The 26,174-nt window shown below is 72.7% G+C and carries 23 protein-coding genes; 9 read left to right on the top strand and 14 right to left on the bottom strand.

Annotation, left to right across the window (positions count from 1 at the left end):
- Positions 1-75: 75 nt before the first annotated feature.
- The 3 genes from ACFU97_RS06550 to ACFU97_RS06540 are packed head-to-tail and all read left to right on the top strand — an operon-like array spanning position 76 to position 3,779.
- Positions 76-2,301, top strand: a complete 2,226-nt coding sequence (locus tag ACFU97_RS06550) for an acetate--CoA ligase family protein (RefSeq protein ID WP_384251749.1) — start codon at positions 76-78, stop codon at positions 2,299-2,301.
- Positions 2,292-3,092, top strand: coding sequence for an enoyl-CoA hydratase/isomerase family protein (locus ACFU97_RS06545; RefSeq protein WP_384251746.1), 801 nt, complete (start codon positions 2,292-2,294; stop codon positions 3,090-3,092). The genes ACFU97_RS06550 and ACFU97_RS06545 overlap by 10 nt, the downstream gene beginning before the upstream one ends.
- Before the next feature lie 42 nt (positions 3,093-3,134).
- Positions 3,135-3,779: a flavin reductase family protein gene (locus ACFU97_RS06540; RefSeq protein ID WP_384251744.1), complete on the top strand. Its 645-nt coding sequence runs from the start codon at positions 3,135-3,137 to the stop codon at positions 3,777-3,779.
- Here ACFU97_RS06540 and ACFU97_RS06535 read toward each other — a convergent pair.
- Complete coding sequence (locus ACFU97_RS06535) at positions 3,751-5,091, bottom strand: MFS transporter (protein WP_384251742.1); 1,341 nt, start codon at positions 5,089-5,091, stop codon at positions 3,751-3,753. The genes ACFU97_RS06540 and ACFU97_RS06535 overlap by 29 nt on opposite strands.
- A 71-nt stretch (positions 5,092-5,162) precedes the next feature.
- Between ACFU97_RS06535 and ACFU97_RS06530 the strand changes: the two genes are divergently transcribed.
- The gene (locus ACFU97_RS06530; protein WP_384251739.1) at positions 5,163-6,170 is read left to right on the top strand and encodes a GlxA family transcriptional regulator; all 1,008 of its coding nucleotides are present in this window, start codon (positions 5,163-5,165) and stop codon (positions 6,168-6,170) included.
- On the opposite strand, the gene ACFU97_RS06525 is transcribed toward ACFU97_RS06530, so the two are convergent.
- From ACFU97_RS06525 to ACFU97_RS06515, 3 genes are all read right to left on the bottom strand, one after another.
- Positions 6,160-7,209, bottom strand: a complete 1,050-nt coding sequence (locus ACFU97_RS06525) for a Zn-dependent alcohol dehydrogenase (protein WP_384251736.1) — start codon at positions 7,207-7,209, stop codon at positions 6,160-6,162. The two genes, ACFU97_RS06530 and ACFU97_RS06525, sit on opposite strands and share 11 nt — an antisense overlap.
- Positions 7,209-8,360 carry an acyl-CoA dehydrogenase family protein gene (locus tag ACFU97_RS06520; RefSeq protein ID WP_384251733.1) on the bottom strand — a complete coding sequence of 384 codons (1,152 nt, stop codon included), beginning with the start codon at positions 8,358-8,360 and terminating at the stop codon, positions 7,209-7,211. The genes ACFU97_RS06525 and ACFU97_RS06520 overlap by 1 nt, the downstream gene beginning before the upstream one ends.
- Positions 8,361-8,457: 97 nt before the next feature.
- The gene (locus ACFU97_RS06515) at positions 8,458-9,372 is read right to left on the bottom strand and encodes an SDR family NAD(P)-dependent oxidoreductase (RefSeq protein ID WP_384251731.1); all 915 of its coding nucleotides are present in this window, start codon (positions 9,370-9,372) and stop codon (positions 8,458-8,460) included.
- Between the two features lie 84 nt (positions 9,373-9,456).
- Here ACFU97_RS06515 and ACFU97_RS06510 point away from each other — a divergent pair, with 84 nt between their 5' ends.
- The gene (locus ACFU97_RS06510) at positions 9,457-10,383 is read left to right on the top strand and encodes a cyclase family protein (RefSeq protein ID WP_384251728.1); all 927 of its coding nucleotides are present in this window, start codon (positions 9,457-9,459) and stop codon (positions 10,381-10,383) included.
- Between the two features lie 370 nt (positions 10,384-10,753).
- On the opposite strand, the gene ACFU97_RS06505 is transcribed toward ACFU97_RS06510, so the two are convergent.
- The 4 genes from ACFU97_RS06505 to ACFU97_RS06490 form a co-directional block, all read right to left on the bottom strand.
- Positions 10,754-11,215 (bottom strand): ATP-binding protein, encoded by a 462-nt coding sequence (locus ACFU97_RS06505; RefSeq protein WP_384251999.1) that lies wholly within the window; start codon positions 11,213-11,215, stop codon positions 10,754-10,756.
- A 487-nt stretch (positions 11,216-11,702) separates the two neighbouring features.
- Positions 11,703-12,587 (bottom strand): acyl-CoA dehydrogenase family protein, encoded by an 885-nt coding sequence (locus tag ACFU97_RS06500; RefSeq protein ID WP_384251726.1) that lies wholly within the window; start codon positions 12,585-12,587, stop codon positions 11,703-11,705.
- Positions 12,588-12,589: 2 nt separating this feature from the next.
- Positions 12,590-13,723 (bottom strand): acyl-CoA dehydrogenase family protein, encoded by a 1,134-nt coding sequence (locus ACFU97_RS06495; protein WP_384251723.1) that lies wholly within the window; start codon positions 13,721-13,723, stop codon positions 12,590-12,592.
- Positions 13,723-14,916: an amidohydrolase family protein gene (locus tag ACFU97_RS06490; RefSeq protein WP_384251721.1), complete on the bottom strand. Its 1,194-nt coding sequence runs from the start codon at positions 14,914-14,916 to the stop codon at positions 13,723-13,725. The genes ACFU97_RS06495 and ACFU97_RS06490 overlap by 1 nt, the downstream gene beginning before the upstream one ends.
- A gap of 147 nt (positions 14,917-15,063) precedes the next feature.
- Between ACFU97_RS06490 and ACFU97_RS06485 the strand changes: the two genes are divergently transcribed.
- Positions 15,064-16,572 carry a class I adenylate-forming enzyme family protein gene (locus ACFU97_RS06485; protein WP_384251718.1) on the top strand — a complete coding sequence of 503 codons (1,509 nt, stop codon included), beginning with the start codon at positions 15,064-15,066 and terminating at the stop codon, positions 16,570-16,572.
- Here ACFU97_RS06485 and ACFU97_RS06480 read toward each other — a convergent pair.
- Both ACFU97_RS06480 and ACFU97_RS06475 read right to left on the bottom strand, forming a co-directional pair.
- Entirely contained in the window at positions 16,551-17,063 is a 513-nt protein-coding gene (locus tag ACFU97_RS06480) for an EF-hand domain-containing protein (protein WP_384251716.1), read from the bottom strand. The two genes, ACFU97_RS06485 and ACFU97_RS06480, sit on opposite strands and share 22 nt — an antisense overlap.
- A gap of 147 nt (positions 17,064-17,210) precedes the next feature.
- Positions 17,211-17,591 (bottom strand): STAS domain-containing protein, encoded by a 381-nt coding sequence (locus ACFU97_RS06475; protein WP_384251714.1) that lies wholly within the window; start codon positions 17,589-17,591, stop codon positions 17,211-17,213.
- 316 nt (positions 17,592-17,907) lie between these two features.
- On the opposite strand from ACFU97_RS06475, the gene ACFU97_RS06470 reads away from it, so the two are divergent.
- Positions 17,908-18,489, top strand: coding sequence for a sigma-70 family RNA polymerase sigma factor (locus ACFU97_RS06470; protein WP_384251711.1), 582 nt, complete (start codon positions 17,908-17,910; stop codon positions 18,487-18,489).
- Entirely contained in the window at positions 18,486-19,859 is a 1,374-nt protein-coding gene (locus ACFU97_RS06465; protein WP_384251709.1) for a zf-HC2 domain-containing protein, read from the top strand. The genes ACFU97_RS06470 and ACFU97_RS06465 overlap by 4 nt, the downstream gene beginning before the upstream one ends.
- Positions 19,860-20,037: 178 nt before the next feature.
- On the opposite strand, the gene purU is transcribed toward ACFU97_RS06465, so the two are convergent.
- Together purU and ACFU97_RS06455 are read right to left on the bottom strand one after the other, a co-directional pair.
- A complete protein-coding gene (purU, locus tag ACFU97_RS06460; RefSeq protein WP_384251706.1) occupies positions 20,038-20,919 on the bottom strand; it encodes a formyltetrahydrofolate deformylase in 882 nt (293 codons plus the stop codon).
- A gap of 46 nt (positions 20,920-20,965) precedes the next feature.
- Positions 20,966-21,466, bottom strand: coding sequence for a hypothetical protein (locus ACFU97_RS06455; RefSeq protein WP_384251703.1), 501 nt, complete (start codon positions 21,464-21,466; stop codon positions 20,966-20,968).
- Positions 21,467-21,583: 117 nt separating this feature from the next.
- On the opposite strand from ACFU97_RS06455, the gene ACFU97_RS06450 reads away from it, so the two are divergent.
- On the top strand, positions 21,584-22,891 hold the full coding sequence (locus tag ACFU97_RS06450; RefSeq protein ID WP_384251701.1) for an ABC transporter substrate-binding protein: 1,308 nt from the start codon (positions 21,584-21,586) through the stop codon (positions 22,889-22,891).
- A 39-nt stretch (positions 22,892-22,930) separates the two neighbouring features.
- Here ACFU97_RS06450 and ACFU97_RS06445 read toward each other — a convergent pair whose 3' ends face one another.
- Both ACFU97_RS06445 and ACFU97_RS06440 read right to left on the bottom strand, forming a co-directional pair.
- Positions 22,931-24,580 carry a hypothetical protein gene (locus ACFU97_RS06445; protein ID WP_384251698.1) on the bottom strand — a complete coding sequence of 550 codons (1,650 nt, stop codon included), beginning with the start codon at positions 24,578-24,580 and terminating at the stop codon, positions 22,931-22,933.
- Between the two features lie 167 nt (positions 24,581-24,747).
- Positions 24,748-26,133: a transcriptional regulator gene (locus ACFU97_RS06440; RefSeq protein ID WP_384251695.1), complete on the bottom strand. Its 1,386-nt coding sequence runs from the start codon at positions 26,131-26,133 to the stop codon at positions 24,748-24,750.
- Between the last annotated feature and the right edge of the window lie 41 nt (positions 26,134-26,174).

Below are 26,174 nucleotides of genomic sequence, written 5' to 3'. Positions count from 1 at the left end.
CGTTCCTGACTGGGCGTCAGTTCAGTAATCTGACAGTGCGTCAGTTATTGCTGTCACACAGGAGCGGGCGGACCGATGCTTGGATCAACCCACGGCACCCTCACCACCGACTCCCGCCGGGCCCGGGTGATCGCCTGCGGCGAGCAACCCGGACCCGCCGTCCACGGCCGGCCCGCGGACGTCGACGACCTCGACGTCGGCGGGCGGCCGCTGTACGCCGACGTACCCGACCTGGACCGGTTCTTCCGCCCCGAGTCCGTCGCCGTGATCGGCGCCTCGGACACCGAGGGGCGGCCCAACACCGGCATCACCCGCCAGCTGGTGGCGTGGGCGGAGCGGGTCGGGGCGCGGCTGCACCCCGTGCACCCCACCCGCCCGTCCGTCTTCGGCATCCCCTGCTCCCCCTCGGTCGCCGAGCTGCCCGAGCAGGTCGACCTCGCCGTCCTGCTGCTCGCCGACCCCTTCGCCGTGCTCGGCGAACTGGCCGAGGCCAAGGCGAAGTTCGCGGTCGTCTTCGCCTCGGGGTTCGCCGAGACGGGTGCCGAGGGCGCGGCCGCGCAGGAGCGGCTCGCCTCCGCCGTGGCCCGCTCCGGGATGCGGCTGCTGGGCCCCAACACCAACCTCAACGCCTTCGAGCGCTTCCGGGACGACCTCGACGGACCCGCCATCGCGCTGATCACCCAGTCCGGGCACCAGGGCCGCCCCGTCTTCTCCCTCCAGGAGCTCGGCATCCGCCTCTCCCACTGGGCGCCCACCGGCAACGAGGCCGACCTGGAGACCGCCGACTTCATCTCCTACTTCGCCGAGCGGCCCGAGGTCGGCGCCATCGCCTGCTACGTGGAGGGGCTGAAGGACGGCCGCTCGTTCCTGCTCGCGGCCGACCGGGCCGCCCGGCGCAAGGTGCCCGTCGTCGCCGTCAAGGTGGGCCGCACCGAGACCGGAGCCCGCACCGCCGCCTCCCACACCGGCAAGCTGACCGGCGCGGACACCGTGGTGGACGCGGCGATGCGGCAGTTCGGGGTGATCCGGGTGGACGGGCTGGACGAACTCCAGGACACCGCCGCCCTGCTGGCGCGCGCCCGGCCGCCGCGCGCCGAGGGCGTCGTCGTCTACTCCATCTCCGGCGGCACCGGCGCCCACTTCGCCGACCTGGCCACCGAGGCGGGCCTGCGGCTGCCGGAGCTGTCCGAGAGCAAGCAGACCGAGCTGCACCGGTGGATACCCGAGTACCTGAGCGTGGCCAACCCGGTCGACAACGGCGGGCACCCGGTCGGCGACGAACGCGGCCGGAAGATCATCGACGCGATCCTCGACGACCCCGAGGTGGGGGTCCTGATCTGCCCGATCACCGGCCCGTTCCCGCCGCTCAGCGACCGTCTGGTGCGGGACCTGGTGGACGCGGCCGAGCGCACGGACAAGCTGGTCTGCGTGGTGTGGGGATCCCCCGTCGGCACCGAACCCGCCTACCGGGAGGTCCTGCTGGGCTCCTCCCGGGTCGCCACCTTCCGCACCGTCGCGAACTGCATCACCGCGGTGCGCGCCTACCTCGACCATCACCGCTTCGTCACCGGCTACCGCTCCCCCTTCGACGAGGCCCCCCGCACCACCTCGCCCTCGTTCCGCAAGGCGCAGGCGCTGATGTGCCCGGGCCGGCAGCTCAGCGAGCACGCGGCGAAGCAGCTGCTGCGGGCGTACGGCATCCGGGTCCCGCGCGAGCAGCTGGTGACCAGCGCGGCGGCGGCCGTCCGCGCGGCGAGCCTGGTCGGCTACCCGGTGGTGATGAAGGCGTCCGGCGCGCAGATCGCCCACAAGACCGAGCTGGGGCTGGTGAAGGTCGGGCTCACCTCCGCGAGCCAGGTGCGCGACGCCTACCGCGAGTTGACGGACATCGCCCGCTACGAGGAGGTGTCCCTGGACGGCGTCCTCGTCTGCCAGATGGTCGAGCGGGGCGTGGAGATGGTCGTCGGCGTGACGCACGACGAGCTGTTCGGGCCGACGGTCACGGTCGGGCTCGGCGGGGTGCTGGTCGAGGTCCTCCAGGACGTCGCCGTCCGCGTGCCGCCCTTCGGCGAGGACCAGGCCCGGGACATGCTCGGCGACCTGCGCGGGCGGGCCCTGCTCGGCGGGGTGCGCGGCCGCCCGCCCGCCGACCTCGACGCCCTCGTCGAAGTGGTGCTGCGGGTGCAGCGGATGGCGCTGGAGCTCGGGGGCGACCTCGCCGAGCTCGACATCAACCCGCTGATGGTGCTGCCCCAGGGGCAGGGAGCCGTGGCCCTGGACGCCCTGGCGGTGTGCCGGTGAGCGAGCGGACGTGGGTGCTGCACGAGAGGGTCGACCAGGTCGCGTACCTCACGCTGAACAGGCCGGAGGCCCTCAACGCCCTCACCCCCGGGCAGCGCGACCGGCTCATCGGGCTGCTCGCGGACGTCTCGGCCGACCCCGAGGTACGGGCCGTCGTCCTCACCGGCACGGGCCGCGGCTTCTGCGCGGGGGCGGACCTGCGGGGCGGTGCGGGTCCGGGCGAGCGGGTCGCGGGCGACGTGGCCCGCACCCTGCGCCTCGGCGCGCAGCGGCTGGTCGCCGCCGTCCTCGACTGCGAGAAGCCGGTGCTCGCCGCCGTGAACGGCACGGCGGCGGGCCTCGGCGCCCATCTCGCGCTCGCCTGCGACCTCGTCCTGGCCGCCGAATCGGCGCGCTTCATCGAGGTGTTCGTACGGCGGGGCCTGGTGCCGGACGGCGGCGGGGCCTACCTGCTGCCCCGGCTGGTCGGCCCGCAGCGGGCGAAGGAGCTGATGTTCTTCGGCGACGCGCTCGCGGCCGCCGACGCCGAACGCCTGGGCCTGGTCAACCGGGTCGTCCCGGACGAGGAGCTGGACAAGACGGCCCGCGAGTGGGCCGCGCGGCTGGCCGCCGGGCCCACCCGCGCCCTCGCCCTCACCAAGCAGCTCGTCAACGCCTCGCTCGACGGCGACCGCGCCACCGCCTTCGCGGCGGAGGCGTCCGCGCAGGAGATCAACATGACGACCGAGGACGCGCAGGAGGGCGTGCGCAGCTTCGTGCAGCGCACCACCCCCGAGTACAGGGGCCGTTGACCCTTCACATCTGACGTACCGTCAGCTTCAATGGGAGGCGTGATGGGACACGCAGGGGCGGCAGCAGCGGCCGTCCGCTACCTCCGGTCGGCCGGGGCTCCGGCCCCCGTGGACGCACTGCCGCGCCCGGAACTCAGATGCGTCGGCGAGGACGAGCGGGCGCCGCTCGACCCGGCCGAGTTCCGGCGTGTGCTCGGCAGCTTCGCGACGGGCGTCACCGTCGTCACGGCTCCCGCCGCACCCGGCGAGGACGCCCCCGCGGGCTTCGCCTGCCAGTCGTTCTCGTCCCTCTCCCTCGACCCGCCCCTGATCGCCTTCATGGTCGGCCGTACGTCGACGACCTGGCCGCGGATCGCCCGCGCGGGCGTCTTCTGCGTCAACGTCCTCGCCTCCCACCAGGGCGGGCTGTGCCGGTCCTTCGCGGTGAGCGGCGCGGACAAGTTCGCGGGCGTCGCCCACGACGCGGCGCCGGTCTCCGGCTCCCCGCGCCTGGCCGGTGCGCTCGCGTGGATCGACTGCACGATCCACGCGGTGCACACCGGCGGCGACCATCTGATCGTGGTGGGCCGGGTGGACGCGCTGGGCACGAGCGACGAGGACGGGGAGCCCCTGCTCTTCCACCGGGGCGGCTTCCACCAGACCGTCAGGGCCACGTCCGCTAGGCCGTCGCGGCGGCCACCGCGGTGACGGGTGCCGGCCTGCGCCGGATCACCAGCGCCATCAGCGCCGCCGCCGCGCACAGGGCCCCGGAGGCGTACCAGACCATGTCGTAGGAGCCGAAGACGTCGCGGGCCACGCCCCCGAGGAAGGCCACCAGCGCGGCGCCGACCTGGTGGGAGGCGAGGACCCAGCCGAAGACGATGGCGCTGTCGTCGCCGAACTGCTCGCGGCACAGCGCGACCGTCGGCGGGACGGTGGCGACCCAGTCGAGGCCGTAGAAGACGATGAAGAACAGCATCGGCGGGTGGACCGAGGGCGCCAGCAGCATCGGCAGGAACAGCAGCGAGATGCCGCGCAGGGCGTAGTAGACGGCCAGCAGGCGGCGCGGCTCGAAGCGGTCGGTGAACCAGCCGGAGGCGATCGTGCCGACGACGTCGAAGACGCCGATGACCGCGAGCAGCGAGGCCGCCGCCGTGACGGGCATGCCGTGGTCGTGGGCGGCGGGCACGAAGTGGGTCTGGATCAGGCCGTTGGTGGAGGCCCCGCAGATCGCGAAGGTCCCGGCGAGCAGCCAGAAGGTGCCGGTGCGGGAGGCCGTGAACAGGACGCCGACCGCCCGGCGCGCGGCGCCGCGGGTGGGCGGGGGCTTCGGCACGAACTCCTCGGCGCCGTACGGCTTCAGGCCCACGTCCGCCGGGTGGTCGCGCAGCAGCAGCCAGACGAAGGGGACCACCGCGAGCGCGGCGAGGGCCACCGTGACGGCCGCCGGCCGCCAGTCGTGCGTCTCCACGATCCAGGACAGCACGGGCAGGAAGATCAGCTGCCCCGAGGCCGAGGCGGCCGTGAGGATGCCCGTCACCAGGCCCCGGCGCTCGGTGAACCAGCGGTTGGTGACCGTGGCGGCGAAAGCCAGGGCCATCGAGCCGCTGCCGAGGCCCACCAGCAGGCCCCAGCACAGCATCAGCTGCCAGGCCGCCGTCATCCACACCGTCAGGCCGGAGCCGAGCGCGATCACGGTCAGGGCCACGGCGACGACCTTGCGGATGCCGAAGCGGTCCATCAGCGCCGCCGCGAACGGGGCGGTGAGGCCGTAGAGCGCGAGGTTGACGGAGACGGCCGCGCCGATGGTGCCGCGCGACCAGCCGAACTCCTCGTGCAGCGGGTCGATCAGCAGCCCGGGAAGGGAACGGAAGGCGGCCGCGCCGATGATCGTCACGAAGGTGACGGCGGCGACGAACCATGCCATGTGCACGGGCATGCGGCGGCCGGGCCGCGGGCGCGGCTTCCGGGTAACCGGGTTGTCCTCTGCGGCGGCCGCGGCCTCGGTTGTCTGGGTCACGACATAGAGCATCCAGGCCCGGACCGACCGCAACCACTGGCCCGAAGGACAGCATTCGTTAGAATCGGGCCATGGAGAAGGTCACGGAGAAGGTCATGGACACGGCCGCGGAGTTCCGCCCGCACCGCGTCGTCGTCCTCGCCATGGACGGACTGCTCCCCTTCGAGCTGGGCATCTTCGGCCGCCCGAAGGACGCCCTGCGACGGCGGCTCTACGAGGTCATGACCTGCTCGGTCCGGCCGCCGGGCCCGGTGCGGACCGACGCCGACTTCTCGATCATGGTCGAGCACGGCCCGGAGCTGCTGGCCACCGCCGACACGGTCGTCGTCCCGGCGTCGTACGAACTCGGCCCGGTCTTCGAGGAGGGCGTGCTCACCGCCGAGCTGGCCGCCGCCCTCGCCCACATCCGGCCCGGCACCCGGCTCGCCTCGATCTGCACCGGCGTGTTCGTCCTCGCCGCCGCCGGCTATCTGGACGGCCGGCCCGCGACCACGCACTGGGCGGAGACCGACCAGCTCCAGCGCCTCTTCCCGAAGATCGACGTCGACCCGGACGTGCTGTTCATCGACGACGGCGACATCCTGACCTCTGCGGGCGTCGCGGCCGGCCTCGACCTGTGCCTGCACATGGTGCGCCGGGACCACGGCGCGGCGGTCGCCAACGAGGTGGCCCGGCGCACGGTCGTGCCGCCGCACCGGGACGGCGGGCAGGCGCAGTACATCGAACGCCCGGTGCCCGAGCCCCAGCTGGCCACCACCACCGCCGCCCGCGCCTGGGCCCTGGGCCGCCTGCACGAGCCGATCCAGCTGCGCGACATGGCCGCCCAGGAGTCCATGTCCGTGCGCACCTTCACGCGCCGTTTCCGCGAGGAGGCCGGCGTCAGCCCCGGGCAGTGGCTGACCCAGCAGCGCGTGGAGCGGGCGCGGCACCTGCTGGAGTCCAGCGACCTGTCCGTGGACCAGGTGGCCCAGCAGGCCGGGTTCGGCACGGCGCAGTCGATGCGGCAGCACCTCCAGGCGGCGCTCGGGGTCACCCCCACCGCCTACCGCCGCACCTTCCGCACCGGCGTCAGAACGTGAGCACCCCGCGCGCGACCCGCCCCGCCTCCGCGTCGGCCTCGGCCTTCGCGAAGTCCTCGACCGGGTAGGTCTCCGTCACCAGCTCGTCCAGCAGCAGCCGGCCCGCCCGGTACAGCTCGGCGTACAGGGCGATGTCCCGCTGCGGCCGCGACGACCCGTACCGGCAGCCGAGGATGGACTTGTCGAGGTACATGGAGGAGACGAGGAAGGACGCCTCGGCGGTCGCCGGCGGGACGCCGAGCAGCACGGCCTGGCCGTGCCGGTCCAGCAGGTCGATCGCCTGCCGGATCAGCTCCACCCGCCCGACGCACTCGAAGGCGTGGTCGGCCCCCGTCGGCAGGATCTCCTTGACCCCGTCCGTCGACGTCAGGAAGTGCGTCGCCCCGAACTGCCGGGCCACCGCCTCCTTCGCGGGGTTCGCGTCGACGGCGACGACGGTGGACGCACCGGCGATCCGGGCACCCTGGATGACGTTGAGCCCGATGCCGCCGGTGCCGATGACGAGGACGGACTCCCCGCGGTCCACCCGCGCCCGGTTGAGCACCGCGCCCACGCCGGTCAGCACGCCGCACCCGATCAGGGCGGCGGACGGCAGCGGGATGTCCTTGGGGATGCGGACGGCCTGCACCGCCTTCACCACCGTCCGCTCGGCGAACGCGGAGTTGGAGGCGAACTGGTACACCGGCCGCCCGCCCCGCGTGAACGGCCGCCCCGGCCGCCCGATCGCCTGCCGGCACATCGTCGGCCGCCCGCGGTCGCACTCCGCGCACGTACCGCAGTTGGCGAGCGTGGACAGGGCCACGTGGTCGCCGGTCGCGACGTGCGTGACCCCGGCGCCCACGGCCTCGACCACACCCGCCCCCTCGTGCCCCAGCACCACGGGGACGGGGAAGGGGATGGTCCCGTCCACCACGGACAGATCGCTGTGGCACAGCCCGGCCGCCGAGATCGCGACCAGCACCTCCCCCGGCCCCGGGTCCCGCACCTCCAGGTCGTCCACGACCTCGACCCGTTTGCCGTCGAACAGCACTCCGCGCATCAGGCGACTCCCTTGGGCTCCCTCGGCAGGCCGAGCACCCGCTCGGCGATGATCGTGCGCTGAACCTGGTCCGAGCCGCCGTAGATGGTGTCGGCCCGGGAGAAGAGGAACAGGTGCTGCAACGCGTCGAGTTCGTACGGCGCCGAGGGCGACCAGTCGGCCGGCCCGACCGCGGCGGCCGCCCCGCGCACCTCCATGGCCAGCTCCCCCAGCCGTTGATGCCAGCCGGCCCACAGCAGCTTCGCCACGCTGGGCGCCCCGGCATCCCCCGAACTCCCCAGCGTGCGCAGGGCGTTCCACCGCATGGCCCGCAGCTCGGCCCACTGCCGCACCAGCCGCTCCCGTACGACGGGGTCGGCGACGGCCCCCGACTTCACCGCCGCCTCCACGATCCGCCCCAGCTCGGCCGCGAACCCGATCTGCTGCGCGAGCGTGGACACGCCCCGCTCGAACCCCAGCAGACTCATCGCGACCTGCCACCCGCCGCCCGGGTCCCCGACGACGTGCTCCGCACGCGCCGAAGCCCCGTCGAAGAACACCTCGTTGAAGTCGCTGGTGCCGGTCATCTGCCGGATCGGCCGCACCTCGACGCGCCCGGGCTGGTCCATCGGCACGAGCAGGAAGCTCAGCCCGCGGTGCCGCGTCGAGCCGGGCTCGGTCCGCGCCAGCACGAAGCACCAGTCGGCCTCATGGGCGAGCGAGGTCCAGATCTTCTGCCCGCTGATCCGGTACGTCCCGTCCGGGCCCCGCTCGGCCTTCGTGCGGATCCCGGCGAGGTCCGAACCGGCCGCGGGCTCGCTGTACCCCTGGCACCACAGCTCCCGGCCCTCGGCGATCGCCGGCAGGAAACGCGCCTTCTGCTCGGCCGTCCCGTGCGCCAGCAGGGTCGGCGCCAGCAGGTTCTCCCCGATGTGCCCGGACCGCGGCGGCGCGACGGACCGGGCGTACTCCTCGGCCCAGACCACCTGCTGGGTGAGCGAGGCGGTCCGGTTCCCGAACCCGGCCTCCCCCCACCCGATCCCGACCCATCCGTCCTTGCCCAGGGTCCGCTCCCAGTCCCGGCGGCCCGCCGCCCCCGGGGCATGCTCCGCAAGCCACTGCCGCACCTCACCCCGAAAGCCTTCGTCCTCAGCACTGAACCCGAATTCCACGGACCCTCCTCGGCCGCAACGCCTTCAGGGGCGCGGGGAACTGCGCGACACGCCACACCAGACCCGCACCCGCCACACAACAGAACCCCCCAACCCCTCAGGCGTTGGGCCGCTCCCCCCGCACCGCCGCCCGCTCCATCGCCGCCAGCCGCTCAAGCATCGGCATCGGATCCACACCGACCGACCCCGGCAGGAACTCCGCGATCGATTCCGGAGTCCAGGACCCCCCCTCCGCGTAGGCCGCACGCAGTTCATGCGGCTGCGCCCACACCGCCAGCTTCGCCCCGGCGATCGTGTACACCTGCCCGGTCACCCCGTGCCCCTTGGCCCGCTCGGACAGCAGATAGACGACAAGGGCAGCGACGTCCTCCGGCTCCCCCATCTCCGCGAGCTCCATCGGCACGTTCGCCGACATCCGCGTACGGGCGACGGGCGCCACCGCATTGGCCGTCACCCCGTACTTGTTGAGGCCCAGCGCAGCGCTCCGCACCAGCGAGATGATCCCGCCCTTGGCCGCGCTGTAGTTGGCCTGCGACACCGACCCCTGGTGGTTGCCGCTGGTGAACCCGATCAGCGTGCCCGCACGCTGCTTGCGCATCACCGCCGAGGCGGCCCGGAACACGGTGAACGTCCCCTTCAGATGCGTGGCGACGACCGGGTCCCACTCCTCCTCGGACATGTTGAACAGCATCCGCTCGCGCAGGATCCCGGCGACGCACACGACCCCGTCGAGCCGCCCGTACGAGGCCAGCGCGGTGTCCACCACCCGCTGCCCGCCGGCCATCGTGGAGATGTCGTCGGCGACGGCGACCGCCTCCCCGCCCGCGGCCTCGATCTCCTTGACGACGGCCTCGGCGATCTCGCTCGCCGGGGACGCGCCGTCGACGGAGACGCCGTAGTCGTTGACGACGACCCGGGCGCCCTCGGCCGCGGCGGCCAGGGCGACCGCCCGCCCGATGCCCCGCCCGGCACCCGTCACGGCGACGACCTTGCCTGCCAAGAAGTTCCCCACGTCCGGCCCCTTCCCGCGGTTTCTGACGGACCGTTAGATTTTATGACCCGTCAGATACCTGGAGACAAGCCCCGGGGAGGACCGATGTCGCTGCCGGATTCGTTCCACGAGATCGCCAAGCGCGTGAACAACTGGGGTCGTTGGGGCTCCGACGACGAGATCGGCACGCTCAACCTGATCACCGACGAGGTCGTGCGCGAGGCCGCCGCGACGGTCCGCTCGGGCCGCCGCATCCCGCTCGCCCTGCCCCTGAGGCAGGACGGCGTGCAGACCGGGATGATCCCGGGCCGGGTCAACCCCCTGCACACGATGGTGCAGATCAACCAGGAGCTGTTCGGGCCGGGCACGGTCGCCTGCAGCGACGACGCCGTGACCATGGGCCTGCAGGCGGCCACCCACTGGGACGCGCTGCCCCATGTCTCGCACTCGGGCCGGCTCTACAACGGCCGCCCGGCCGGCACCGTCACCGCGCACGGGGGCGCGGAGTTCGCCGGCATCGACAAGGCGCGGCACATCGTCTCGCGCGGGGTGCTGCTGGACGTGGCCCGCGCACGGGGGGTGGACCGGCTGGACGGCGGGCACGCGGTCACGCCCGAGGACCTGGAGGCCGCGGAGGAGTTCGGCGGTACGCGCGTACGGTCCGGCGACATCGTCCTCGTACGGACCGGCCAGATCCAGCTCTGCCTCGCCGGCGACCGGGAGGCGTACGGCTACCCCTCGCCGGGCCTTTCGGTCCGTACGCCGGAGTGGTTCCACGCGCGCGATGTCGCCGCCGTGGCCAACGACACCCTGACCTTCGAGATCTTCCCTCCCGAGATCGAGGACCTGTGGCTGCCCGTGCACGCGCTCGACCTGGTGGAGATGGGCATGCTGCAGGGCCAGAACTGGAATCTGGAAGAGTTGTCCACAGCCTGTGGAGAAGCGGGCCGGTACGCGTTCCTGCTGTCGGCGATGCCCGAGCCGTTCGTCGGCGCGACCGGAACTCCCGTGGCCCCCGTCGCCGTTCTGTGAGGAGCTGCGGCCGGCGGCGCGGCGCTCCCGCCCCGAGCACGGCACCACGCACCGCCGACCGACTTCGGCGCACCCCGCCGATTCCACCTGGCCCCTGAACGGAACCGGCGCCGAACCGCGACCCGCGCTCGACGAGGGCTCCCGTCACCGAAGCCCTCGCCGTCCCCTCACGGCGACCCGCAGACCAACAGCGTGATCAAACGGACACGTTGCGTCAACACCCGTACGGAGATTTATTACTTAAGCCCTATTTGCCATGGGCGCGCACGGAAGCACGTCCCGGCGCATCACACCTGGCCGGACCGGACAGGGGGGCGGCCTCTGCGACCGTGCACCGCGGTTGACCGGAATCCCTGCTTCCGTGCGCCGGTCACACCGCCTCGAACGCCAGCCCCTCGTACACCGGCACGCCACCCATGCACGACTCCGCCTCCTGGCGGGACTGTGCGCAGCGGTCGAGTTCGCACCAGATGCGCTTGCCCGCCCCTTCGGGGCTCCAGCCCCAGCGGTCGGCGAGACCGTCGACGAGGGCGAGGCCGCGGCCGCCGGTCGCGTCACCGTCGGCGCAGCGCGGCACGGGGGCCCGGTCACTGCTGTCGGCCACCTCCAGCCGGACGGTGGCCGATTCGCCGGCCACACCGGGCAGCGACAGGCGCAGGACGGCCGGACAGCCGGTGTGCACCACGGCGTTGGTGACCAGTTCGGAGACGAGCAGGATCAGCGTCTCGGCGAGCGGCTCGTCGGCCTCTATGCCGGACCCGGCGAGACGCGAACGGGCCCACCTGCGGGCTCGCCCCACCTCAGCGGGGTCGGGCCGGACTTCCAGCTGCACCTGAAGCACCTGCACCGCTCACACCATCCGAACCGGCGGACACATGACCTCGCGCCACGTGCGCGCCGCGACGAGGGCCACGATCGTAGCCATTTTCCGCATGGCCATAACAACGGCCAGTGCAGAGCCCAGAGCAGGGGTCACGGAACGTGAATCCCTTAAAAGACAGCATGGTTGACGTACAGTCACCCCAACAAGCGCTTCGGGCATATTCCAGCGCGAAGGAGTACCCGTGCGGCATACTGTGCGACGCTCACCGCGAGGAGTCGAACAGGCCTGCTGAGGCATCACCCCGGGGGCAACACCGGCACGGCACGCGCTCGGAACCACTCGCATCCCACAGAAGGTACCGGAGCGGGACACCGACTCCAGGACGTGACGGGTCACGCATAGGACACAACCCGATATCAACGCTCCGTAATTCCGGTATGCCACAATCCGCGACATCTGCGAGGTCGGATTCCGTGGCACCGCAGGCCGACGGCTCTCACACGGTCAGATCGGCCGCGAGCAGCTCCTCACTCTCCGTAGCTCCGCCGGCACGTTGTGCCCGGACCCAGGCCCGCTTCAGATGCAGATGGACCTCGCTCTCCCAGGTGAAGCCCATGCCGCCGTGCACCTGGAGGCAGTCGCGGGCGCCGCGCTCGGCGGCCTCGTCCGCGAGCAGCCGGGCCGCGGCGATGTCGGCCCGGTCGGCGGTGACGGCGGCGGCGTAGACGGCGGCGCGGGCGACCTCGACCCGTACCAGCATCTGCGCGCACAGGTGCTTGACGGCCTGGAAGGCTCCGATCGGCTGCCCGAACTGCTCGCGCGTCCGGGCGTGTTGCACGGCCAGCTCGCACACGCGCGTGGCCGTGCCGAGCTGCTCGGCGGCGGTCAGCAGGACGGCGACCGGATCGGTACGGGCCGGCGCGGGCACCCGGTGCAGAGGCGTGAGCGGGTCCACCGAGCGCAGCGGCACAGCGCCCTCGGCGCCCCGCCGTACGACGTCGGCCTCGTCCAGCCACTCCACCAGCCGGCCGTCGGCGGCGGCCACGACGACCTCCCCCTCCGCCGCCCCCGGGACCTCCCCGGCCGCCAGGTGCGTGGCGACGAGCGGCCCGGGCACCAGCGCCCGCCCGGCCTCCTCGAACACCAACACGGCCTCGGGAAGCCCGAGTCCGACCCCTCCGTCGGCCTCCGCCAACCGCAACGAGAAGAACCCGAGCTCTCCGAGGGCCCGCCACATCTCCCGATCGACGCGGGGCTGGGAATCCCCGGGTTCCGCACCCCCGCCCAGGGGCCACGACGAACCGCCACCCGCCCGCCGACCGACAGCCGAACGCACCGTGGCGCGCAACGCCCGCTGCTCCTGGGTCGGTTGAAACCGCATGCTCATCGCCCCTTCGGCAGCCCGAGCACCCGCTCGCCCACGATGTTCCGCTGGATCTGCGACGTCCCGGCCGCGATCGTGTACGACAACGACGACAGCCGATCGACCGTCCACGGCCGCTCCAGATCCAGCGAGTCCGGCCCGAGTACGTCCGCCGCCGCGTCGAAGAGTTCCTGGCGCGCGTGCGAGTAACGCAGCTTGAAGACCGACCCGCCCACCCCCGGCACACCGCCGGAGGCCTCCGCCTCGCTCACGTTCCACTGCGTCAGCCGCCACAGCGCCCGGAACTCCGCGTTGAGCCTGCCGAGCCGGCGCCGCAACGCGGGGTCGTCCCATCGGCCGTTCTCCCGGGCCTCGGCGGCGAGTTCGCCCAGCACGCGGCGGCAGGCGACGACCTCGCCCACGAACGCAGTGCCGCGCTCGAACGAGAGCGTCACCATGGTCACGCGCCAGCCGTCGTTCTCCGCGCCGACCCGGTTGGCGACCGGCACGCGTACGTCGTCGAGGAACACCTCGGCGAACTCGGCCGACCCGGCCAGCGTCCGCAGCGGCCGTACGGTGATGCCCGGGGCGTCCATGGGCATCGCGAGCCAGGAAATGCCCCGGTGCTTGGGCGCCTCGGGATCGGTGCGCACCAACAGCTCGCACCAGTCGGCCACTTCGGCGTGCGAGGTCCAGATCTTCGAGCCGCGCACCACGTAGTCGTCGCCGTCCCGCCACGCGCGGGTGCGCAGGGCCGCGAGATCGGAGCCCGCGTCCGGTTCGCTGAAGCCCTGGCACCAGACCTCCTCGCCGCGCAGCACCGGCGGCAGCCAGCGCGCCCGCTGCTCCGGCGTCCCCTCGGCCGCGATCGTGGGCCCCGCGTGCAGCAGCCCGACGAAGTTGGCCCCGACGTAGGGCGCACCGGCCCGCTCGGTCTCCTCCAGGAAGATCAGCCGCGTGGTCGGGGTGCTGTCCCAGTGGACGTCGGCGTACCCGGCCTCGTACAGCATCCGCTGCCAGCCGAGGTCGTACGCCCTGCGCGCGGGCCAGTCCTGCGGGGACGGCTTCGGCGGCAGGGCCGGCAGCACCTTGCCGAGCCACCCCCGCAGCCGCGCCCGGAACTCCTCCTCCTGCGGGGTGTACGACAGGTCCACTAGCGGTCCAGGTCGAGGTCGAGCATGCGGATGGCGTTGCCCCGCATCAGCTTGTAGACGGTCTCGTCGTCGAGGCCCTTCACATGGTCGAGGGCGATCTCCTTGGTGTGCGGGAAGGTCGAGTCGACGTGCGGGTAGTCGGTCTCGAAGGTGGCGTTGTCCCGCCCGACGACGTCCAGCGAGGCGACCCCGTGCTTGTCGCGGAAGAAGCAGCAGAACATCTGCCGGTAGTAGTACGTCGACGGCGGATCGGGCACCAGGTCCCTGACCCCGCCCCAGGCGCGATGCTCCTCCCACACGTCGTCGGCGCGCTCCAGGGCGTAGGGGATCCAGCCCATCTGCCCCTCGGAGTAGGCGAGTTTGAGCCGCGGGAACTTCACCAGCACCCCGCTGAAAAGGTAGTCCATCATCGAGGCCATGGCGTTGTTGAAGCTCAGCGACGCCTGGACGGCGGGCGGCGCGTCCGGGGAGGCGGCCGGCATCTGGGAGCTGCTGCCGATGTGCATGTTGACGACCGTGCCGGTCTCCTGGCAGACCGCGAAGAAGGGGTCCCAGTAGCCGGAGTGGATGGACGGCAGGCCGAGGTAGGTGGGGATCTCGGAGAAGGTCACCGCCCGGACCCCGCGGGCGGCGTTGCGCCGGATCTCCGCGACCGCCAGCTCCACGTCCCACAGCGGGATCAGGCACAGCGGGATGAGCCGGCCGCCGCTGTCGCCGCACCACTCCTCGACCATCCAGTCGTTGTAGGCGCGCACGCAGGCCAGCGCGACCTCCTTGTCGTGCGCCTCGGCGAAGGTCTGCCCGCAGAAGCGCGGGAAGGACGGGAAGCAGAGGCTGGCCTCGACGTGGTTGAGGTCCATGTCGTCCAGCCGGGCCTTGGGGTCCCAGCAGCCGCGCCGCATCTCCTCGCGGGTGATGCCCTCCAGGGTCATCTCGTCGCGGTCGAAGCCGACGGCGGCGATGTTGCGCTTGTACGGGAACTTCAGGTCCTCGTAGATCCACCAGTCGGTCGGCTGGCCCTCCGGGTCCATCGTGATCTGGTACTTGCCGGCGACGTAGGCGAGTTCGCCGATGCCCGCGGTCAGGGGTTGCGGGCCCCGGTCGCGGTACTTCGCCGGCAGCCACGTCTCGAAGAGGTGCGCGGGCTCGATCACATGGTCGTCGACGCTGATGATGCGGGGCAGTTCGGTCATGGGTCCCCTCCGCCTGACGCGACTGTTTTCTGATGGACCGTCAGATTCACCAAGCAGGCTAGTCCCGCACCCCTGGACCGACAAGGCGCCGAGCCCTACGCTCTGCGCACGATCTGACAGTCCGTCAGTTCAACCGAGGGGGCCGCCGTGACCGACACCGCCCACGCACTCAGCGCGTCCCGCACCCTCTGGGACCTGCTCGCCCGCCGCGCAGACCTGACCCCCGACCGCCCGGTCCTCCTGCAGGACGACCGCTGCCTGAGCTTCGGCGAGCTGCGCGCGGGGGCCGAGCGCGTGGCGGCGGGCCTGTACGACATGGGCGTACGCCCCGGCACGGTGGTCGCCTGGCAGCTGCCCACCCGTCTGGAGACGGCCCTGCTGACCTTCGCCCTGGCCCGCCTGGGCGCCGTGCAGACGCCGATCATCCCCTTCTACCGGGACCGCGAGGTCGCCTTCGCGCTGCGCGAGTCCAAGGCCGAGTACTTCGCCGTCCCCGGCGAGTGGCGCGGCTTCGACCACACCGCGATGGCCCGGCGGCTGGGCGCCAAGGGCGTCTTCGAGGCGTACGACGACCTGCCCGAGGGCGACCCGTCCGTCCTGCCCGCCCCGCCCGCCGAGGGCACCTCCGTGCGCTGGATCTACTGGACCTCGGGCACCACCTCCGACCCCAAGGGCGTGCTGCACACCGACCGCTCGCTGATCGCGGGCGGCTCGTGCCTCGCGCACGCGCTGCACCTGTCGCAGGACGACGTGGGCTCGATGGCCTTCCCGTACGCGCACATCGCCGGGCCGGACTACACCGTGATGCTGCTGCTGTACGGCTTCCCCGCGGTGATGTTCGAGCAGTTCGCGCTGCCGGACGCGCTGGAGGGCTACCGCAGGCACCGCGTGACGGTCGCGGGCGGCTCCACGGCCTTCTACTCGATGTTCCTCGCCGAGCAGCGCAAGCAGCCGGGAGAGAAGGTCATCCCCTCGCTACGGCTGCTCGCGGGCGGCGGGGCGCCCAAGCCGCCGGAGGTGTACCACGCCGTCGTCCGCGAGATGGGCGTGCAGCTCACGCACGGGTACGGCATGACCGAGGTGCCGATGATCACCATGGGCGCGCCGGACGACACCGCGGAGAACCTGGCGACGACGGAGGGCCGGCCGCCGGAGGGGATGGAGATACGGATCGCCGGCGGGGAGGTGCGGCTGCGCGGGGAGGCGGTGTGCCAGGGGTATCTCGATCCGGCGCAGACCACGGAGGCGTTCGACGAGGAGGGGTTCCTGCGCACCGGTGACCTCGGGCGGGTGACCGCGAGCGGGCATCTGGTGCTCACCGGACGGCTCAAGGACGTGATCATCCGCAAGGGCGAGAACATCTCGGCCAAGGAGATCGAGGACCTGCTGGCCGCCCACCCGGCCGTCGGGGACGTCGCCGTGATCGGGCTGCCGGACGCCGAGCGCGGGGAACGGGTCTGCGCCGTGGTGGAGCGGCGCCCCGGGGTGGGCGACCCGACCCTGGACGCGCTGACGTCCTATCTGCGCACGGAAGGGCTCTCGGTGCACAAGCTGCCGGAGCAGCTGGAGGTGGTGGACGCCCTTCCGCGCAACGACACCTTGCGCAAGGTGCTCAAGTACCGGCTGCGGGAGCGCTACTCGGGGACGGTGAAGTAGCGGGCGAACGCGGGGACGATCTCCGACTCGCCGACCCTGCCGTCGCCGTCGGTGTCGAGCACGGCGGCGCTCGCCCGGGCGACGTCCTCGCCCACGCCCAGGATCCGCAGCACCCGCGCGGTGTCCTCGACGGTGGCCGCACCGTCGCCGTCGGTGTCCGCGACGGCCAGCGCCGCGTGCAGGAAGGGCCGGGCGATCTCGGCGAACCGGTCGGGGTTGTCGCGCAGCCGCTTGACCGCGCCGTTCACGAACTCCTCGCGGTCGATGCGCTGGTCGCCGTCGCGGTCCGCTATGCCGGCCATGCCCTGCCAGAACGCCTCGGCGCCCGCGTACAGCGCCTGGCCCTTGTCGGAGCGGGCCGCGACACCGAACTCGGTGAGCAGCGCCTTGGCCGCCACGTTGAAGTCCTCGCGGTCGATATAACCGTTGCCGTCCTGGTCGAAGGTGGCGAACCGGGCCGCGATCCTGCGCTCGTACTCGCTGCTGACCATGTCTTGTCGGGCCGCCTCACGTCACGTCGGGGTCTATCTGGACGCGAGCGTACGACGCGCCGTGGCCTCCGGGCGGGGGAAAGCGGCGCTTGTGCCAAGACCGGGGGAATTTTGGAACAACGATGTGGCAGAAGGCCCCGGTGCTTGCTACGCGGAGAGCGGGCCTGCCTCCTCGGAGACGGCGTCGTCCACGTCGGCGTACACGTCGAACAGGCGGCGCACGCCGAGGGCGCCGAGGACCCGGTTGACGTGGGAGCCGTCGACCGCGCCCTGCGCCGGGAGGATCAGCCGCAGGCTGCCCTGGCAGGAGCGGATCAGGCGGCGGGCGGCGATGAGCACGCCGACGCCGCTGGAGTCGCAGAAGAAGACGTCGGAGAGGTCGAGGACCAGGCTGTGGCGGCCGTCCGCCACGACGCCGTGCACCCGCTGCCGCAGCACCGGCGAGGTCACCAGGTCCAGCTCGCCCGACACACTGAGCACGGTCCAGTCGCCCTGCTCGCCGCCGGTCACATAGAACGCCACCACCATGCCCTTCGTTCGCCGGCCCCCCACTCAAACGGAAGCCATCCCTTCGCTTCCTTGCAGCGCGGCTGCCCAGCCGCCGTTCCCTGAAACACGTCACAAGAAACGAAAACCGATCGGAAACGGCTTGTTTTGTTCGGCTTCGATCCTGTTCGATCAGATGCGGACCGGGTAGGCGAGTCCGCACTATCACCTCCGGCCGCGCTGGGGGCGCCCAATGGCACAAAGGGGCGTACGCCGTCGGACGTGCCGACTACATTCGAGGAGACGATGGACGCAGGCTGGGACGACGCAGACACACGGGTACGGGTGAGGGGGCCGCATGGCGAAGAAGGACGTACCGCCCCGCTGGGACCGCAAGATGCAGCAGCGGCTCGCACGCGGTGAGGCGGCCGCCCTCGGCGAGCTCTACGACCGGTTCGCCTCGCTCGTCCACGGCCTCGCCCACCGCGTCCTCGGCGACGAGCGCGCCGCCGACACCGTCACCCGCGAGGTGTTCGTGCACGTCTGGGAGCACCCCGAGTCCTACGACCCGAGGCAGGGCCCGCTGCGCTCCTGGGTCGCCACGCTGACCCACCGCCTCGCCGTCCAGCGGCTGCGCGCCACCGAGACCGCCGCCATGGCCCAGGGCTCCGGCGGCTCCGCCGAGGAGCTGGAGCGCAGGGTCCGCCGCGCCTCGATCGCCGCCCGCGCCGACTACATCGTCCAGTCCATGCCCGTCCCGCTGCGTGCCGCCCTGGAGCTGGCCTACTTCCAGCGCCGCGACTACCGCCAGACCGCGGCCGACCTCGGTGTCACCGAGGACGAGGCCCGCCGGCGGCTCCGCCTGGGCCTGCAACTGCTGTCCACCGCCCACGACGCCGGCGCACCCGGGGCCCCGCCCGGCTACGGGGGTGCGGCGTGAACGACGCAGGCAACGCGGACCGCTTCGAGTCCGGGGGCTTCGAGGGCAAGGACGACAAGGAGGAGCACGGCGGCGCGACCGGGCGGCAGCGCGAGCCCGGCGGCCCGGGCGGCCCCGCACAGGGCGGCGGCCCCGGCAAGGACCCCGGCCGCCCGCCGCGCATACCCATGCCCCGCTCCTCGGTGGAGGACGGCGGCCGGCCGCTGCCCGCGCTGGAGAACCCCGACGAACCGGCGCCGCGGCCCGTCCCACTCGTACTGGAGCACCGTGTGCTGAAGTCGCTCCTCGGCGCCTGGGCGCTGTCCGCCTGCTCGCCGGAGGAGACGGCGGCCGTCGAGGAGCACCTGGGCGAGTGCGGCACCTGCGCCGAGGAGGCGCTGCGGCTGCGCGACGCGGTCGGCCTGCTGCACCCGCAGGAGAGCCTCGACCTGGACCCGGCCCTGCGCACCCGCGTCCTGGACAGCTGTCTCGACCGGCGCCCGCCGCGCATCCCGGTGCCCGGATGGGCCGCTCCCTACGACGCCGAGACGGCCCGCCTGGACGCCCTGCTGCAGGACATCGGGGACGCCGAGTGGCACGCGCCCGTGCGATTGCGCTGGTTCGACGGCGAGGGCCCGGCGAGCCGCCGGACGACCGTCGCCGGCGTCATCGCCCACCTGCTCTCGGTCGACGGCCTGGTCGCGATCGCGCTCGGCCTGGACGACCCGCTGGGCGAGTGCGCCGCGGAGGGCCCCTCGCCGCGGACCCGCACCGAGACGTACTGGCGCACCACGCACGTCCCGCCCGGCCGCTCCGTGCGGGCGCCCTGGCGGGAGCAGACCCACGACCTCGTCCGCACGGTGGCCTTCGCGGGCGGCGGCACCGGCTCCGCCCGCCTCGCCGTCTCCTACGGCGACTTCGTCCTGCCGCTGCACGACGCGATGGTGGACCGGGCCTTCGAGTGCTGGGTGCACGCGGAGGACATCGCCGAGGCGGTCGACTACCCGTACGGCCCGCCCGCCCCGCGCCATCTGCACCGGATGATCGACCTCGCGGCCCGCGTGCTGCCGGCCGCGCTGGCCGAGCGCCGCCGGACGGGGCTGGCCTCGCCCACCCACGGACGCCACCTCGTCCCGGCCGGCGAGCCCGGCCGCAGCCTGCGCCTGGAGATCGAGGGTTCGGGCGGCGGCGAGTGGCTGATCCCCCTCGACTCGCCCGCCGCGGTGGGCTCCGCCGAGCACGAGGTCGCCCATATCGCCCTGGACGGCGTGGAGTTCTGCCGCCTGGCGGCCGGGCATGTGCCTCCGGCGGATGCGGCGGTCGGGCAGGTCGGGGACAAGGAGGCGATCAGGGATGTGCTGTTCGCCGCGGCCTCTTTGAGTCGTTTGTAGTTCGCCGGTTGTGCGGGTGGGTGCGGGTTTGGTCGGCGGCTGCGGGTGCGTCGCGGCTTGTCGCGCGGTTCCCCGCGACCCTGAGGACGCTTGCAGTACCGCTTCCTGGGGGCGCGGGGAACTGCGCGATCAGCCACGGACGACCCGCAGCCGCCGACGCACCCGAACCCCCGGGCTCCTAGGCGAACACCACCGTGCGGCGCCCGTTCAGCAAGATACGCCGCTCCGCATGCCACTTCACGGCCCGCGCCAGCGCCTGGCACTCCACGTCCCGCCCCACCGCCACCAGCTGGTCCGGCGTCGCGTCGTGCCCGACGCGCTCGACCTCCTGCTCGATGATCGGCCCCTCGTCGAGGTCGGCGGTCACGTAGTGCGCCGTGGCCCCGATCAGCTTGACCCCCCGGATGTGGGCCTGGTGGTACGGCTTCGCGCCCTTGAAGCTCGGCAGGAACGAGTGGTGGATGTTGATGATCTTCCCGTTCAGCTGCTTGCACAGATCGTCGGAGAGCACCTGCATGTACCGGGCCAGCACGACCAGTTCGACGTCGTTCTCGCGCACGATCGACAGCAGCCGCGCCTCCGCGTCCGCCTTGGTGTCCTTGGTGACCGGGATGTGGTGGAAGGGGATCTCGTACGAGCCCGCCAGCTCGGCGAAGTCGGTGTGGTTGGACACCACGGCGGCGATCTCCACCGGCAGCGCACCGATCCGCGCCCGGAACAGCAGGTCGTTCAGGCAGTGCCCGAACCTGCTGACCATGAGGACGATCCGCATCTTCTCGTCGGCCCGGTTGATCTGCCAGTCCATGTGGAAGGAGTCGCCGATGGCCGCGAAGCTCGCCCGCAGCTTGTCCACCGTCACCGGGGTCTCGGCCGAGAAGTGGACGCGCATGAAGAACAGACCCGTGTCGTGGTCGCCGAACTGCTGGCTGTCCTCGATGTTGCAGCCGGTCATGAAGAGGTAGCTGGAGACGGCGTGCACGATGCCCTGCTTGTCCGGGCAGGAGAGCGTGAGGACGTACTGGTCACTGGCCGCCGCGGCTCGGGTGGACTGCTCGTTCATGCAGGACAGGGTCCCATACGCGGGCCCGCGGACGGGCCCGGGTCCGTCAGGCGGACCGCGTCATGATCCGCAGCACCTCGAGGGTGCGCGGCGGGGTGTCCGCGTCCTCGCCGTCGGCCGCCGCCATCCGCACGTGCGCGTCCCGTGCCGCCCGGACCGCCTCCGGCCAGCCCGGGTTGTCGAAGTACGCGGAGACCTGGGCGTCCGGCCCGACCTGGTGCATGATCCGCAGCACCCGCAGCACGGCGGTGTCGACGAGGGCCGCCTCCTGGGAGTCCCGGAAGATCGTGCCGACGTACTTCTCGGCGGACCAGTTGTCCAGCCAGGTGTCCTCGACCAGGCGGTAGACGGCGTCGGTCACGTCCCCGTACCCGTCGACGCCGGCCAGCCAGACGTCACGCTGGAACACCGGATCGGAGAGCATGTGCAGCGCGGAGCGCACATTGCTGCGCCAGCGCCACCACGGCATGTCGTTGAGTGGCATGCCGCCCATGGTGGAGGAGCGACGGCCACGGCGGGAAGAGTTCTCCGGAGCTTGCACGGTCATCGATCGTACGTTCTTCCGCCCGGGCGCCTCATCGGCCCCCGTAATTCACCTTGACGCCACCGTTCGATAACCGAGGGTCACCCCCGGGTTGGCGATGTGGCGGAAGCGTGTGTGTCCATGACCGGTCGGCGACGTATCCGCAACACCATCCGTCCCCTGCGCACCAGGCCTCGCAGAGCCACCGTGTTGTCGGCGGGGGCCTTGGCGGCGTGTGCGTCCCTCGCCGCCGGATGCGGGGTCATCCCCGGTGCCACGGGGGGCTCCGGGGATGGCCCGATCACGGTCATGACCTGGGCCCCGGAGCAGACCGGCGCGACCAACAAGCCCGGCATGCCCGCCTTCGCCCGGGCCTACGCCCGCTGGGTCAACGCCCACGGCGGCATCGCCGGCCACCGGCTGAAGGTCCTGACCTGCAACGACCACAACGACAGCGTGGCCGCCGCGCAGTGCGCGACCACCGCCGTCAAGAACGACGTCGTCGCGGTCGTCGGCTCCTACAGCCAGTACGGCGACTCCTACCTGCCGACGCTGGAGAGCGCCGGCATCCCCTACATAGGCGGCTACGGCGTCACCACCGCCGAATTCACCAGCCCGCTGTCCTACCCCGTCAACGGCGGCCAGCCCGCCCTGCTGGCGGGACTCGGCAAGGAGCTCTCCGGCGGCTGCGGCCCCGTGGCGCTCGTGCGGCCCGACAGCATCGCGGGCGACGAGCTGCCCGCCATGCTCGACTCCGGCCTCAAGGCGGGCGGGCACCCGGCCGCGACGGACCAGCGGGCGGCGGACGACACCACCGAGTACTCCTGGCCCTCGCAGAAGGCGCTGAAGACCACCACCACCGACCCGGCGAAGAAGGGATGCGTGATCCCCGCGCTCGGGGACCGCACCGACACCTTCATGGACTCCTTCCGGCGCGACCGCGAGGACTACCCCGCGGTGAAGACCGCCGCCACGCTCGACAGCGTCGACCAGACGGTGATCAACGAGTCCGGCGGTCAGTCCGGGCCCTACGAGGGCTCGTACGTCACCGGCTGGTACCCGGTGGCGAACGACAAGCGGTGGGACCCCATGAAGAAGGTGATCCAGGAGCAGGCCTTCGGCGACAACCGCATCGACCCCGCGGACGCCGGGGTGCAGACGACCTGGATCGCGTACACGGTGTTCAAGGCCGCCGTCGAGTCGCTCGGCAGCGGCGACGTCACCGCCGACACCGTGCGCAAGGCCCTCGACGACGGGCTGAAGGTCAGCACGGGCGGCCTCACGCCGACGCTGCACTGGGCCGACGAGAGCCGGCTGGCCGCCATCGGCTTCCCCCGCCTGGTCAACGCCGACGTCACGCTCCAGGTGGTCCGCCAGGGCCAACTCGTCGCCGCGGACAAGGGGTTCGTCAACGCGACCGGGACGCTGGAGGGCGCGGACGTGCACTGAGTGCACCTCCACGCCCTCGGCGCGCGTCCCGCCCGCCGCTCAGAGCTGGGTCGGCTGGCGCTGGGTGAGTCCGTACGTCTTGGCGATGGCGTTCCACAACCCGGCCGCCTGCACCTTCTGCTGGCTCGCGGTGCCGCTCGCGCGGTTGCCGGCCTGGGTCTGGGGGGTCGAGCGGGCCTGGCCCTTCTTGCAGCCCTTCTTGCCGCCCACCTGGTCGGCCCAGGCCGCGTAGTGGTTGTCGGCGGCGGCGGACGCCTGCCACGCCTTGGTGAGCGCGGTGGTCAGCGCCGCGTGGTTCGGCAGCTTGTCGACGGTCAGGCCGGACAGCCGGGTGACCAGCTGGTTGCGCTGCTTGGCCGCGGAGCGCAGGTCCGAGGCCGCCTGGCCCAGGTTCGTGCACCCCTTGACGTCGGCCACCGCGCGGATCACCGAGGCCCGGCTGTCGCCGCTGTCCGACAGCAGCTTGTCCAGGGCGACGGCCTGCTGCTTCGCCGGGTCCGCGGCGGCCGAGGCGGAGCCCTCCGTCGCCGGGGCCGTGGCGGAGACCGTCTGGTTCTTGTCCTTGCCGTCGCCGCCCCCGCCGCCGAGCAGCGCCCCGGCGCCCACGCCGAGGACAACGATGCCGACGCCGATGGCCGCGATGACCGGTATCCGCTTCGATCCGCCCCGGTCGCCGCCGCGCCGGCCCCGGCCCTCGTCCACGGGCGGGGCGGGCGGGACGTACCCCGGCTGCTGGGGGCGGCCGTAGGCGGGCTGCTGGGGCTGCTCGAAGCGCGGCATCTGCTGGGTGGCCGCGGCCGGGCTCTCGCCGCCCGGACCGCTGCGGAAGAGGTTGTCGAACTCCGCGGGCGGCTGCCGGTCCTCACCCTGCGCCATGCCGTACGGCGCCGCGCCGGGCTGGTCGGTCACCGGGGCGATGTACTGCGTGGCCTCGGCGTCGGGTCCGGACGCGGGCGGCATCGGCCCGGCACCGGGCTGCTGCGCGTGCCCCAGGAACTGCGTCGCCTCGGAGCCGGCGGGTGCGCCGCCCACCTCGGGCGGCAGCGCTCCTGGCCCGACGGGGGGTATGTACTGCGTCGCCCCTTCGTCGGCCGAAGCGGTCACCGGCGGGATGAACTGCGTGGCGCCCTCGTCGGCGGCGGGCGGCAGGGGGCCGCCGTACGCTCCGGCGGCGGGAGCGCCGTAGGCGCCGTGGTCGGCGGGCGGCAGCGGCGCGCTCGCCTGACCGTAGGCACCCTGGTCTGCGGGCGGCAGAGGTGCGGAGTGGCGGCCCTGCCGGGGCGGCGAGAGGGCCGCGCCGTGGCCGCCGTAGGACGAGCTCTCCGGCGGCGGCACCGACGCGTCGGGCGTGCCCCACTGGTCCGCCTGCGGCTGGTGCTGCTCGGGCGTGCTCCAGGTCTGGGTCCCCGGCGCCGCCCAGCCCTCGCCCGGCGACGGGGCCGGGCTCTGCTGCTCACCGGGACCCCAAGGCGTGCCCCAGGCCTGACCGCCGGTCGGGGCTCCGGCCTGCGGACCGCCGTACGAGCCGGTGGCGTCGTGCGCGCCGCCGTGCCGGGCCTGGTACGGGCCTGCCGCGGCCTGTGCGCCCAGCATGCCCGGCAGCAGCGGTTCGCTCCCGTCCGAGGGCAGCACGATGCCTTCGCGCGCTTCGCGCTGCGAGGGCTCCTCGCCCTGTCCACTCTGCGTCACCGGGACTCCTACGAATGGGGGACCTTCGGAATCGTCGGCTCACGCTACCGGGTCCCCCGAGCCGGGTGCCACGCAGCTCTGGGCCCAACCTCCTTCCCTGTGACAGCAGTAACAAAACCGGTCTACAGAGCGCTGCTTTTGTCCATGTTTCGCGGCTCGCGCGGCGCTCAGGCCGCCGCCTGCAGGTCCATGCGCGCCCCGAACTCCCTTACCACCGGCTCGTCCTGGTACGGCTCCAGCCGCTGCTGGAAGTCCTCGAGGTACTCCGCGCCCCGGTTGGAGCGGAGCGTCTCCAGAAGGCCCACGGCCTTCAGCCCGGTGGTGCAGGCCTGCTCGATCTCGCGCTGCTGCACCAGCGCCGTGGCCAGCAGGACGTAGCCGATGGCCCGCCTGCGTGCCTTCGTCTCGGGGAGCCGGTCCAGCGCCTCCTGCGCCTGCCGGGCGGCCGCGTCGGCCTGTCCGAGGTCGCGGTGGCAGTGCGCCAACTCGTCGGCGAGATACGCCTCGTCGAAGTGCGTGATCCACGCCGGGTCGTCGCCCGACGCGGAGTCGGCGGCCTCAAGTGCCGTGACCGCCCGGCCCGATGCCGCCGCGGTCGCACGCGCGTCGCCCATCAGCGCGTGCCCGCGCGCCTCCGCCGCATGGAACATCGCCTCCGCGCGCGGGGTCACGCGCCCCCGCGCCCCCTCCTGCGCCGCCCGCGCCAACTGCGCGATCTCCCGCGGGTTTCCGAGCTGCGCGGCGAGGTGGCTCATGGAGGCGGCCAGCACGTATCCGCCGTATCCGCGGTCGCCCGCGGCCTGGGCCAGGCGCAGGGCCTGGATGTAGTAGCGCTGGGCGAGCCCGGGCTGGCCGGTGTCGACGGCCATGTACCCCGCGAGCTCGGTCAGCCGGGCCACCGCGGCGAACAGGTCGCGCCCGACCGCCTCCCGGTACGACCCCGCCAGCAGCCCCGAGACGACGCTGTTGAGGTAGTGCACGACGACCGGGCGCACATGCCCGCTGCCGTACTGGTGGTCCAGGTCGGTGAGGGCCTGCGTCATCGCGCGCACCGCCGCCACGTCGGACTGCCCCACCCGCGGCCCCGCCGAGCGCGAGACCTGTGAGTCGGGCGCGGAGATCAGCCAGTCGCGGCTGGGCTCGACGAGCGCGGACGCGGCGACGGACGAGCCGGACAGGAAGTCCCGGCGCCCCACGTCGCTGCGCCACAGCTCGCAGACCTGCTCGATGGCGCCCAGCACCGTCGGCGAGAACTGAAGGCCGACGCCCGAGGCGAGGTTCTTGCCGTTGGCCATGCCGATCTCGTCGATCGTGACCGTGCGGCCCAGCTTGCGGCCCAGCGCCTCCGCGATGATCGCCGGGGCGCGTCCGCGCGGCTGCTGGCCGCGCAGCCAGCGGGCCACGGACGTCTTGTCGTAGCGCAGGTCGAGACCGTGCTCGGCGCCGCACATGTTGACCCGGCGGGCGAGCCCGGCGTTCGAGCACCCCGCCTCCTGGATGAGCGCCTGCAACCGTTCGTTCGGCTGTCGCGCGACGAGAGGCCTTGCGGCCATGGCGTACCCCCTGGGAACAACCCCTGAAGCGAAAAGATCCG

The sequence above is a fragment of the Streptomyces sp. NPDC057616 genome (assembly GCF_042800575.1).
GTDB lineage: Bacteria > Actinomycetota > Actinomycetes > Streptomycetales > Streptomycetaceae > Streptomyces.
Note: the sequence above shows the minus strand (reverse complement) of the source record. Positions and strands in the feature narration are given on the sequence as shown.

Coding starts and splice junctions, on each gene's coding strand:
- ACFU97_RS06455 (WP_384251703.1), bottom strand. CDS start 21,466: ATGACCGTGCAAGCTCCGGAGAACTCTTCCCGCCGTGGCCGTCGCTCC.
- purU (WP_384251706.1), bottom strand. CDS start 20,919: ATGAACGAGCAGTCCACCCGAGCCGCGGCGGCCAGTGACCAGTACGTC.
- ACFU97_RS06470 (WP_384251711.1), top strand. CDS start 17,908: ATGGCGAAGAAGGACGTACCGCCCCGCTGGGACCGCAAGATGCAGCAG.
- ACFU97_RS06540 (WP_384251744.1), top strand. CDS start 3,135: ATGGGACACGCAGGGGCGGCAGCAGCGGCCGTCCGCTACCTCCGGTCG.
- ACFU97_RS06510 (WP_384251728.1), top strand. CDS start 9,457: ATGTCGCTGCCGGATTCGTTCCACGAGATCGCCAAGCGCGTGAACAAC.
- ACFU97_RS06480 (WP_384251716.1), bottom strand. CDS start 17,063: ATGGTCAGCAGCGAGTACGAGCGCAGGATCGCGGCCCGGTTCGCCACC.
- ACFU97_RS06490 (WP_384251721.1), bottom strand. CDS start 14,916: ATGACCGAACTGCCCCGCATCATCAGCGTCGACGACCATGTGATCGAG.
- ACFU97_RS06475 (WP_384251714.1), bottom strand. CDS start 17,591: ATGGTGGTGGCGTTCTATGTGACCGGCGGCGAGCAGGGCGACTGGACC.
- ACFU97_RS06450 (WP_384251701.1), top strand. CDS start 21,584: ATGACCGGTCGGCGACGTATCCGCAACACCATCCGTCCCCTGCGCACC.
- ACFU97_RS06530 (WP_384251739.1), top strand. CDS start 5,163: ATGGAGAAGGTCACGGAGAAGGTCATGGACACGGCCGCGGAGTTCCGC.
- ACFU97_RS06525 (WP_384251736.1), bottom strand. CDS start 7,209: ATGCGCGGAGTGCTGTTCGACGGCAAACGGGTCGAGGTCGTGGACGAC.
- ACFU97_RS06550 (WP_384251749.1), top strand. CDS start 76: ATGCTTGGATCAACCCACGGCACCCTCACCACCGACTCCCGCCGGGCC.
- ACFU97_RS06500 (WP_384251726.1), bottom strand. CDS start 12,587: ATGCGGTTTCAACCGACCCAGGAGCAGCGGGCGTTGCGCGCCACGGTG.
- ACFU97_RS06440 (WP_384251695.1), bottom strand. CDS start 26,133: ATGGCCGCAAGGCCTCTCGTCGCGCGACAGCCGAACGAACGGTTGCAG.